At 46.7% G+C, this 10,445-nt stretch carries 13 protein-coding genes; 5 read left to right on the plus strand and 8 right to left on the minus strand.

Annotated elements, in window-relative coordinates:
- Positions 1-23: 23 nt before the first annotated feature.
- From J0L70_RS17790 to groES, 5 genes are all read right to left on the minus strand, one after another.
- Complete coding sequence (locus J0L70_RS17790; RefSeq protein WP_242044218.1) at positions 24-539, minus strand: hypothetical protein; 516 nt, start codon at positions 537-539, stop codon at positions 24-26.
- Between the two features lie 67 nt (positions 540-606).
- The gene (locus tag J0L70_RS17795) at positions 607-948 is read right to left on the minus strand and encodes a XisI protein (RefSeq protein ID WP_190647497.1); all 342 of its coding nucleotides are present in this window, start codon (positions 946-948) and stop codon (positions 607-609) included.
- Entirely contained in the window at positions 936-1,352 is a 417-nt protein-coding gene (locus tag J0L70_RS17800; RefSeq protein ID WP_190647499.1) for a XisH family protein, read from the minus strand. The genes J0L70_RS17795 and J0L70_RS17800 overlap by 13 nt, the downstream gene beginning before the upstream one ends.
- Positions 1,353-1,461: 109 nt before the next feature.
- The gene (groL, locus tag J0L70_RS17805; protein ID WP_026148478.1) at positions 1,462-3,102 is read right to left on the minus strand and encodes a chaperonin GroEL; all 1,641 of its coding nucleotides are present in this window, start codon (positions 3,100-3,102) and stop codon (positions 1,462-1,464) included.
- Positions 3,103-3,202: 100 nt separating this feature from the next.
- On the minus strand, positions 3,203-3,514 hold the full coding sequence (gene groES / locus J0L70_RS17810) for a co-chaperone GroES (protein WP_017286920.1): 312 nt from the start codon (positions 3,512-3,514) through the stop codon (positions 3,203-3,205).
- Between the two features lie 240 nt (positions 3,515-3,754).
- Here groES and J0L70_RS17815 point away from each other — a divergent pair, with 240 nt between their 5' ends.
- The gene (locus J0L70_RS17815; protein ID WP_287455404.1) at positions 3,755-4,318 is read left to right on the plus strand and encodes a hypothetical protein; all 564 of its coding nucleotides are present in this window, start codon (positions 3,755-3,757) and stop codon (positions 4,316-4,318) included.
- Positions 4,319-4,389: 71 nt separating this feature from the next.
- Here J0L70_RS17815 and J0L70_RS17820 read toward each other — a convergent pair whose 3' ends face one another.
- Positions 4,390-5,142: a phycobilisome rod-core linker polypeptide gene (locus tag J0L70_RS17820; RefSeq protein ID WP_017286918.1), complete on the minus strand. Its 753-nt coding sequence runs from the start codon at positions 5,140-5,142 to the stop codon at positions 4,390-4,392.
- Positions 5,143-5,686: 544 nt separating this feature from the next.
- Between J0L70_RS17820 and cpcB the strand changes: the two genes are divergently transcribed.
- The 4 genes from cpcB to J0L70_RS17840 all read left to right on the plus strand — a co-directional run bounded on the left by cpcB (position 5,687) and on the right by J0L70_RS17840 (position 8,757).
- On the plus strand, positions 5,687-6,205 hold the full coding sequence (gene cpcB / locus J0L70_RS17825; RefSeq protein WP_017286917.1) for a C-phycocyanin subunit beta: 519 nt from the start codon (positions 5,687-5,689) through the stop codon (positions 6,203-6,205).
- 80 nt (positions 6,206-6,285) lie between these two features.
- Positions 6,286-6,774, plus strand: coding sequence for a bilin-binding protein (locus tag J0L70_RS17830; RefSeq protein WP_017286916.1), 489 nt, complete (start codon positions 6,286-6,288; stop codon positions 6,772-6,774).
- A gap of 134 nt (positions 6,775-6,908) precedes the next feature.
- Positions 6,909-7,724 (plus strand): phycobilisome linker polypeptide, encoded by an 816-nt coding sequence (locus J0L70_RS17835; RefSeq protein ID WP_017286915.1) that lies wholly within the window; start codon positions 6,909-6,911, stop codon positions 7,722-7,724.
- A gap of 172 nt (positions 7,725-7,896) precedes the next feature.
- On the plus strand, positions 7,897-8,757 hold the full coding sequence (locus J0L70_RS17840) for a phycobilisome linker polypeptide (RefSeq protein WP_017286914.1): 861 nt from the start codon (positions 7,897-7,899) through the stop codon (positions 8,755-8,757).
- Positions 8,758-8,892: 135 nt separating this feature from the next.
- On the opposite strand, the gene J0L70_RS17845 is transcribed toward J0L70_RS17840, so the two are convergent.
- Together J0L70_RS17845 and J0L70_RS17850 are read right to left on the minus strand one after the other, a co-directional pair.
- Entirely contained in the window at positions 8,893-9,825 is a 933-nt protein-coding gene (locus J0L70_RS17845) for a manganese catalase (RefSeq protein WP_287455405.1), read from the minus strand.
- Positions 9,826-9,914: 89 nt separating this feature from the next.
- Positions 9,915-10,418, minus strand: a complete 504-nt coding sequence (locus J0L70_RS17850; RefSeq protein WP_017286912.1) for a DUF2243 domain-containing protein — start codon at positions 10,416-10,418, stop codon at positions 9,915-9,917.
- Between the last annotated feature and the right edge of the window lie 27 nt (positions 10,419-10,445).

Raw genomic sequence — 10,445 nt, forward strand, 5'->3', positions numbered from 1 at the left:
TTCGATCACACGGAATTTCTGATTTAATCGGTTCCTCCCCAACTCCAGGTTGGATTGCCATTTCGCACTGATTTCTGCAAGATCACCGTTGTGAAGTCGTTGGCATCTGCCTGTCCAGTCATATCAAGGATCAGGTAAACCTTTCCATTCATGAAGCGGAGGCGCAGATAAGAATGTCCTTGATAAGCTTCATTGCCAATACGAGTGATGCCAGCCGTTGCGGTGCATTTGCTGTACTTAGGTTTGAGTTTGCCGACCCAAGTGACACTATAATCGTCAGTCGCAGCGATCGTCATGTTCTCTGCGATCGCCTTAAAGTTTGCTGACCCATCGATCGTATAACCTCCCTCACGATAGGGTCGCGGAGTTTCTGTCAACGTCACCTTATCAGGACAGATCGCGCCAGTATCGTTTGCTGTAAGGACTCGCATTTCAACATTGGCGGCGCTGGCTGGAACGGCTGAGAAAATAGATAAAGCAACAATTCCTAAACCCAATCGAGCAATATTCGATCGCATAAAATAGCTCAGTTTTTGCATTGTAGTGGTTCCGTTAAATACACCACCGCTAGAGCAATTTCCTGAATTCAAAACGCACAGTTCGTCCTTATGCGATCGCAAAATCTGTATATTGCCGAACGTCTGGTGGCTGAAACCCTAGAACAATATCTGTAGCTGGAATACCTGCTGCCAGTAAATCATCTACAACACACAAATCTGTCCAATCTTCTTCCACCCAAACCTTGTCATTCTTGATCCGGAGATACATTGTGATGTGACGCACTCTGTTTTTGTTCTGCCAGCCCGATCTCAACCAAAGATATTGATCCCGCACCTCGTCAAATGCCAACAAGCTTTCAACTTCATCATCAGGAGAATGTGGAGTTAGATTTTGATAGCTTGTCAAAATTTGCTGAATAATCTTGCGATACTCAATCAGCTTGTCCATCGCACAATAACCTCATTTGCAGTATCGATCACGATCAAGAGAATTTGGTTCTGCTCAATTATGGTTTGAACGGCTTTGAACTGAAAGAAACTATTGAAAATTTCTTCACGAATTGCAAGATAAACTTGCCGTTCTGGGTCAGTAAGACTTAGAAAACTACGATAGATAATGTACTGCCCCAGTGCAACCTCCAGATCTCGAACTGGCGAAGGACTAATAAAACTTTTAACTTCAACTGCAATTTTTCTAGCATTTCGTTCAGCCGCAAAGAGCTTCGTTGCTGCCATATCTGCATAGACTTGGATCTCTTCGTATTCGATCGTAAGAGGATCTCTTGTAATCATCCAACCATCTTTGCTCAGTGCATTTTTCATGGCATCGTGATACAAGTCTTTCGCAGGCATAGCAATCTTGAAATTTAGATAGAACTGAATCAGATCCGGCAACAGGCTCAATAAAAGCGCGATCGCTCCTTTGCAGAAACGATCGCGCTTTTTGGTTTAGAGACTGAGATTAGTAATCGAAGTCGCCCATGCCGCCACCAGCGCCAGCACCAGCCGCAGCACCATCTTTCGGCTCAGGCTTGTCTACAACGATACACTCGGTCGTCAAGACCATTGCCGCGATCGATGCAGCATTTTGCAATGCAGAGCGAGTTACTTTCGCAGGGTCAACGATACCAGCAGCCAGCATGTCAACGAATTCACCCGATGCAGCATTGTAGCCAACATTGAATTCTTTCTCTTTCACACGCTCAGCAATCACCGCACCGTTTTGACCTGCGTTTTCAGCAATTCTCTTCAGAGGAGCAGTCAACGCACGAGCCACGATTTGAGCACCGATCAACTCTTCGCCGCTGAGGTTGCTAGAAGCCCAGCTTTCGAGTTCAGGAGCCAAGTGAGCCAAGGTTGTACCACCACCAGGAACGATACCTTCTTCAACAGCAGCTTTGGTTGCGTTGATAGCATCTTCCAAGCGAAGTTTGCGATCCTTCATTTCGGTTTCGGTTGCAGCACCGACTTTAATCACTGCAACACCACCTGCCAACTTAGCCAAGCGCTCTTGCAGCTTTTCTTTGTCGTAAGAAGACTCGGTTTCTTCCATTTGACGGCGAAGTTGCTCGACGCGAGACTTCACTTGCGCTTCGTTGCCTTCAGCGACGATCGTGGTGTTGTCTTTGGTGATCGTGATGCGGCGAGCTTTACCTAATTGGTCAAGCTTAGTCGTATCGAGTTTCAGACCTGCATCTTCGGTGATCAATTGTCCACCAGTCAGAACAGCGATATCTTCGAGCATTGCTTTCCGACGATCGCCAAAGCCAGGAGCCTTAACTGCTGCAACGTTCAATACGCCACGCAGACGGTTCACAACCAAGGTTGCCAGAGCTTCTTTCTCGATATCTTCTGCAATGATGATCAGGGGACGACCTGCACGAGCGACTTGCTCAAGTACAGGAACGAGGTCTTGTACCAAGTTGATCTTCTTGTCGGTGATCAAGATGAAAGGCTCTTCGAGAACTGCTTCCATGCGCTCGGTGTCGGTTGCGAAGTAAGGCGAGATGTAGCCTTTGTCGAAGCGCATCCCTTCGGTGACTTCCAATTCGGTCGTCATCGATTTGCCTTCTTCGAGCGAGATAACGCCTTCTTTACCGACTTTATCCATTGCCGAAGCGATCATTTGACCGACTTCTTCATCATTCCCTGCTGAGATGGTTCCAACTTGCGCGATCGCTTTGGAATCTTCAACCGGACGAGCATGTGCTGCAATTTTTTCAACCAAGAATGCAGTTGCTTTGTCCATACCACGCTTCAAGAGGATTGCGTTTGCACCAGCGGCAACGTTGCGCATTCCTTCTTTGACGATCGCATGAGCCAAAACGGTTGCAGTCGTGGTTCCATCTCCAGCCGCATCATTGGTTTTGGAAGCCGCTTGACGAATCAAAGCAACGCCAGTGTTTTCAACATGATCTTCGAGTTCGATTTCTTTCGCGATCGTTACACCGTCATTGACGATCTGAGGTGCGCCGAACTTTTTCTCAAGCACAACGTTGCGTCCTTTGGGACCCAAGGTGACGGCAACTGCTTCAGCGAGAATGTCCATACCGCGCTCTAGAGCACGACGAGCGTTTTCGTTGTAAATGATGCGCTTAGCCATAGTGGAGTTAAAAGCTTTGTAAGGTTTACAGAGAGAAAGAAGAGAGAAGAGAAATTTGGATCTGCGACTTTAGATTGCTGCAATCCAAAATCGAGAATCGTTATGAAACAACAGCCAAGATGTCTTTTTCAGACAACAGAACATAGTCGTCGCCACCGAGTTTGATGTCGGTTCCTGCATACTTCGAGTACAGAACTTTGTTGCCGACTTGAACTTCCATCGGTTGGCGTTCGCCTTTTTCATTGAGCTTGCCGTTTCCAACTGAAACGATTTCGCCGACTTGGGGCTTTTCTTTAGCGTTATCCGGCAAAATAATTCCGCCAGCAGTTTTTTCTTCTGCTTCGCTCACTTTCACAAATACGCGATCGCCCAACGGTTTGACGGTGGAAACGCTCAGAGACACAGCTGCCATACAAATTCTCCAAACAATCTAAATGGACAAGAAACGATCAAATACTGTTAAGCTGGATGTCCCATTTCACAACAGGTTCAGCCAGTTGCCGCAGTACGGGTAATTTTTCAACGCTTACCAGTCTACAGGCATTTGGATCTTTGAGTTAGCACTCTCATCTCCTGAGTGCTAATTTAACGAAGTGCGGTGTTAGATGCAACTTTTGGATGAGTACGGGTTCCCGAACGGGTGAGCAGTTTTATGAGTGTTGAGATTCTAAATCAGGCGGCAAAGGCGTTTCGCTTCGGCACATCCCGACCGGATGCAGAGCAAGTTGTGGATGCGCTCTTACAGGCAGAAAAATTTGCGAAACAACATCCACCGCAATTTTCTTTTGATCAGCTTGTTGGTCAATGGCGACTCTGCTTCGCGACTGGAACCCGAAAACTTCGGCAAGGCGGTATTCAGTTAAAAAAAGGCTATTACGTGCCGAAATTGGCAAAGGCTCAGATTTCTTTTGCGCGAGATGAAGCGGAGCGCATCGGAAATCTGGCACAGCTTGGCGCATTGCAATTGAAATTTACGGGACCTGCCCGATTTCAGACGAAGAAAAATTTGTTGGCGTTTGAATTCACACAGATCCAGGTGACGTTTGGATCGAGCGTGCTGAAGAAAGGTGCGGTCCGAGGTGGAGAAGCAAAAGAACAAGAATTTGAAGAGATGTCGATCGCTAAACTGCCTTTCTTTGCATTCTTTTTGATTACTGACGATTTAATTGCAGCGCGCGGTCGTGGCGGCGGGCTGGCGCTCTGGATTCGCGAATAGATGGATGAATCCGATTTAGACGATGAAGTAAAGTTCCTCAGCATCCAAATCGGATGACGATCGCAGACTAGTTAGCGTTTGCGATAAGGAACAGACTTTTCAATGTCAATGTCATACACAGAAGTACGACCTGGATTGCCGCCTTGAGTGTTGACACTTCTCGCCATATTGAGGAACAGCGAAGGATCGCCATTTTTGGGTCGATTCTCGTAAGACGTGAAGTTGCGAACCACTTCTTGCCAGATCGTTTGAGGGAAGCCCAACTTCGCCCGATAGTAACCATCGTAGCGGGGAGAAGTAATGTTAAAGGGCGTTTCACCCAATGTCCGGCTTGGTAGAGTCCGACGGCGATGATACGGAACAGTGTTCTCACCAAAGTTTTCGATGTACTCTTCACTGTTTAGTAAGTCATCGACAAACCCCTTGACCCCTTTGGTCATCACAACGGCTGACCAAGCAATCTTCTCAGCTTCGTTGTAAACTTTCCGTCCCAGAACTTTCTGGACACAGTGTTCCACGAAGCGATAGTTACTATTTTTGTTATAGAAGCTATCGATAAAGGTATTCGAGAGCAACAGTCCGCGAATGAAATCACGCACCGTGATCTGTCTATTGCGAAGTTGAGACTCAAGAATGGTTTCTCGATCCCATCGAAAAGCATGGAAGAAGATCTGACGATACGCCGCATTAATCAGATCTCCCATCTCCGTGGGTGAATACTGATTATCAGTTGAATAAATGATTGCTTCATCATCGGGTGCGCCTAATGCATCAACCCGCTGGTTAGGACAAGTAGGAGAATAGGCTAAGAGAGGAATTGCCACGTTATACAAACCTCCAACTTTATAAAACTTGAAAAAATGGCACCTTCGATCATAAAAGATAAGGGGATTTCAACAGACATCCGTTCGATAAAACGTTACAGACCTTAACTTCATCAACACAGAATACCAGATAAAGCCAACAGAAACCTCGCTATAAATTCGTAAAAAACCATTACGAAATGACGCTGAAAGTGATGCCCTGAAAGCATTTCGTCGTTTAATTTCGTTTTTCTTAACGACTAAACTTTGAAATAGAAAGCTTCAGAAATCCTGAGAAAGCTTACAAAAACTGGCTTTTGTTTCAGTTTATATTTCTTAACTAAGTTTGTATCTTATCTGCTGAAAATTGCACAAGTTTTGCACAAGCAGACTGCTCTAATTAATTCAGCAAGAATAGTCAAAAGAAGTAAATCTTTAACAGAAAAGCTTAAGACTTTAATTCTTATGGCTAGTCTTAATGAGACGGTTGCTCTCCAGGTGCGACTGATTCTCACAGATTTAAACAGGAAGTTTACTCAATCCAACACATTAGGAGATTGAATCAATGCTAGATGCCTTTACTAAGGTCGTTTCACAGGCTGATACACAAGGTCAGCTCGTCAGTGGCGCACAAATCGACGCTCTCTTGGCAGTCGTAAAAGACGGTGCAAAGCGCACCGATGTTGTGAACAGAATCACAGGTAGCGCTTCGACGATCGTTACGAATGCAGCACGGGCATTGTTTGAAGAACAGCCTCAATTGATTGCTCCTGGTGGAAATGCTTACACCAACCGTCGTGTTGCAGCTTGTATGCGCGATATGGAAATCGTTCTGCGCTACGTTACCTATGCAGTCTTCTTGGGTGATGCAAGCGTGCTCGACGATCGCTGCTTGAATGGTCTGCGTGAAACCTACATTGCTTTGGGCGTTCCGACCTCTTCAATGGCGAACAGCATCGTCAAAATGAAAGAAGCTGCGATCGCAATTGCTAACGATCGCAACAATATCCAACCGGGTGATTGTAGCTCTTTGATTGCTGAATTGAGCAGCTACTTCGATCGTGCTGCTGCTGCGATCAGCTAACTCCCTCAATTCTCGGCGATGCGATTCATCGCACTCGCTTTAGTTTGAAAACTTCTACAACACTACGGAGAAAGAATCCAATGAAAACACAATTGACAGAAGCAGTTGCTGCTGCTGATTCACAAGGTCGTTTCCTCGGTAACACCGAGCTGCAAATCGCTTTCGGTCGCCTCCGCTTGGCAACCGCTGATCTCGAAGCTGCAAAAGCTTTGGGTGACAAAGCAGATTCACTCGCTCAAGGTGCAGCAAACGCTGTATACCAAAAATTCCCCTACACCACCCAAATGCAGGGTGCGAACTATGCTTCCGACGCACGTGGTAAAGCAAAATGCTTGCGTGACATCGGTTACTATATCCGGATGATCCAATACTGCTTAATCGCAGGTGGAACTGGACCTGCAGATGAGTATCTGTTGGCAGGTTTGGCTGAAATGCACAGCCGTTTTGAATTGGTTCCTGCTTGGTATGCTGAAGCGCTTCGCTACATCAAAGCAAACCATGGCTTGAGCGGTGACCCTGCACTGGAAGCAAACTCCTACATCGACTACATCATTAACGCACTTGCATAATTGTGCGGTTTGCCCAGGACGATCAGCATTCCTGTCTGTGAGAGAGCTATGTTTATCGTTCTGGGCAACTTTTGTCGGCATGAACGCTTAAGAAACAATTGATTAGTCCTTTGTAAGATTGGGAGAACCAAACTATGCCTGGTTTACAAGAAGCTGCACGGTTAGGGATTACGCCTTTTGAAGAAGCAAAGCCCGTTGAACTCCGTGCGAATTGGACTCAAGATGAAGTGCAGGCCGTGATTCGAGCAGCGTATCGGCAAGTGCTTGGCAACGAGCATCTGATGCAAAGCGAACGGTTGGTTGCAGCAGAATCGCAGCTCGTTCAGGGTGTGATTTCGGTGCGGGACTTTGTGCGGGCGATCGCAACGTCTGATCTCTATCGCGAGAAGTTTTTGTATCCGAACTTCCATGTGCGCTTTATCGAGCTGAACTATAAGCATTTCCTAGGACGTGCACCTTACGAGCAGGCTGAGATTTCCTACCATTTGGACTTGTTCCTGAATGAAGGCTACGAAGCTGAAATCAACTCTTATCTGGATTCAGTTGAGTATCAAAGCAGCTTCGGCGAAAACATTGTTCCTTACCATCGCGATTTCCAAGTCGATCACCCTGGATCACGGGCGATCGGCTTTAGTCGTTTATTGCACCTCTATCGCGGATATGCAAATAGCGATCGCTCTCAGGGACAAAAACAGCCTCGTTTAACCTGGGAAGTTGCGAAGAACCTAGCAACCCCGATCTCTGCTCCTTCGGCAACTGCACTTTCAGGTGCGTTAGGTGGCAACCGTGGTGATGTCTATCGTCTGCGGGTGTTGCGCTCTGCATCTCCAAACTCAGCCGTTGTGCGGCAGGCAACCACGGAAGTGCTTGTTTCTTATGATCAACTGTCCTCGAAACTTCAACAGTTGAATCGTTCGGGCAGCAGAGTGGTCAGTGTGACTCCTGTCTAAATCGATTGAGGGAATTGCTAATCGATGAAGTCCCAGGAACGATTTCTTTAATCTCGATTCTATCCCGCCCTAAGCTCAACTTCGGGCGGTTTCTGCAATGTAGCAGTGGGATTCTAATGAATGGCAAGTCCCTTATTCAGTTCATTTCCTACGATATAAAGGAGAGTTTTAGGTGGCTATTACAACAGCAGCAGCTCGCTTGGGTATCTCCAGTTTGGATGATGCCAAAGTCGAATTGCGTCCTTATGCGACTCAGGACGAGATCGAAGGCGTGATTCTTGCGGTTTATCAGCAAGTTTTGGGAAATCCTCATCTCTTAAAGTCTGAGCGCCTGACCATTTCAGAGTCTTTGCTCCGCAACCGTCAGATCACCGTGCAAGAGTTTGTGCGTCAAGTTGCTAAATCAGACTTGTACAAGGAGAAATTCTTTTACAACTGCTTCCAAAGCCGGACGATCGAGTTGAACTTTAAGCACCTGTTGGGTCGTGCGCCTTACGATCAGTCTGAGATCACTGAGCATCTAGATCTGTATCAGTCCAAGGGATTTGAAGCAGACATTGATTCTTACATTGATTCGGATGAGTATCAATCCAGCTTTGGCGAAAACATTGTGCCTTACTATCGGGATTTCACGACGACTGGCGTTGGTCAACGCACGGTTGGATTCCCTCGCTTGCTGCAACTGTATCGCGGCTATGCCAATAGTGATAATGCAACTCTGACCGGCAGTGCACCTCGCTTAGCGAAGAATATTGCTCAGAAATCTGCTCCGACGATTATTCCGTCTTCGGCACCGGGCTTTGCGTTCTTGTCTGCTCAGAAAGGAGATGCGACAGCGAGTGCATTTGGTGGCTCTAAGGCGCACGGATCGGGGCAATTCTACCGGGTGGAAGTGGCTGGTATTCGCGGTGGCGGTTATCCAAAAGTTCGTCGGGTGAATAAGGTTGTGGTGATTCCTTATGAGGAACTGTCGGCACATATGCAGCGAGTTCAGCGTCAGGGCGGTAAAATCGCGAGCATTACTCCGCTGTAGGATGTGAATTAGTCGTCAACTGCATTGATTTTGCAGAGTGGGGAGTAGGGAGCAACTACGGGAACAATTCCCCACTCCCTACTCCCCACTTCATACCTAATTTAGGGCTGTTACACAAGAACTCCCTACACTCTCTTACTTCGTAATCTGTTTGACTGTATCGACTGCGCTATCGACAAAGTTTTTTGCACCGTTATCGCTGGTCTTCTGCATGGCAGGAGTCGCAGGAGTGGCATGTAGTTTTGGATCGGGTTGCGGTGGTTCTGGGATTGGACCAACGGCTTGGGGGTTAGCTACATACTCAAACTGACCTTTACCATCGATCGATTGTCCTTTTGCCCATCGACCTTCAGCACTTTCTTGACCTTCGGAGTTATTCCAGAATTGATAAGCGTACTCTTTCTTGCCATATTCGTGGGCAATCTTGGGAGTGACCGTCTCTTCAAATCCGTCGCTCTGCAATTCTTCGATCGCGGCTAACCATTGATTCTGATGCATCGTATCCCGTGCAATCATAAAGCTCAAGTGGTCTCTCACACCCGGATCATCGCTCATTTCGTACAATCGAACCGCCTGCATTAGGCCTTGCGATTCTGCGTGCAGGTTCGAGCGAAAGTCTGCAAGCAAGTTTCCGCTAGCAACAATAAAGCGACCGTTCCAAGGGAAGCCGACACTATCGGCGGGCATTGCACCTTGTCCAGACACAATTTCGTGCTGAGGATTCATCGCTGCTGCAATTACATCGCGGGGATTGGTTCCGCCCATGACTGCACCGACAACTGGATCTTTTGCGCCTTCTTCCTGCATTTCTACAGGTGCTTTATCGAGAAGATGAGCCACCATTGTTGCGAGCATTTCAACGTGACCAATTTCTTCGGTTCCCGTATCTAGCAATAGGTCGCGATATTTTGCAGGACCGCGACAGTTCCAGCCTTGGAATAAGTACTGCATCATTACGGTCATTTCACCCATCGAACCGCCAATTAATTCTTGTAGCTTTTTGGCGTAGATTGGGTCGGGCTTAGAGGGAGGAGTAAAGTACTGTAAACGCTTCGTGTGTAGAAACATAAGATTCCTCTAAAAAAGAGTTAATTTCATGCGAACCTCTCCGTTTTAGCGATGCAATCTAACAGTTGAATCAGCCTATAGTTGAACACTCAGGGCATAGATTCAGGAGCGTTTTTCCAGCGATCGAGTAATTTCAAACCCGCTATAATCAGCCCAATTCCAAACATTAAAAAACCAATGTCCCAAAGCAGGTAATGTGTGCCTGAATGGACATGATGAATTCCTAAAATTTCGTGATCAATGAAGCCTTCGATCGTATTAAATAATCCTGCTCCAAATAGAATTAATCCGATGAATGGTTGGGAAGATTTTGGTAGTTGATCTTGGAGATGCGATCGCCAAAGTAAAGTTACACCTGCGATCGTCAATCCATAATCGGCTAAATGAAACAATCCGTCTGCGACTGAATGGACTTTGACATCACTCATGTTCGTCATCGGTCGCACACTGCTTAACATGTGATGCCACTGCAAAATCTGATGCAGCACAATTCCATCGAAAAATCCCGCAAATCCCATACCGAGCAAGATTCCAGCGAGCATGAATTGCTTAGAGAGGAGCCGCGATTGTTGAGGTTCTAGAACTTGAGTCATAAGGCTAAAACCTAAATCCTAGTCAGG

Origin of the sequence: Leptolyngbya sp. UWPOB_LEPTO1 (assembly GCF_017302695.1) — a bacterium.
In the GTDB taxonomy this organism is placed as follows: Bacteria; Cyanobacteriota; Cyanobacteriia; order Leptolyngbyales; family Leptolyngbyaceae; genus Leptolyngbya; species Leptolyngbya boryana.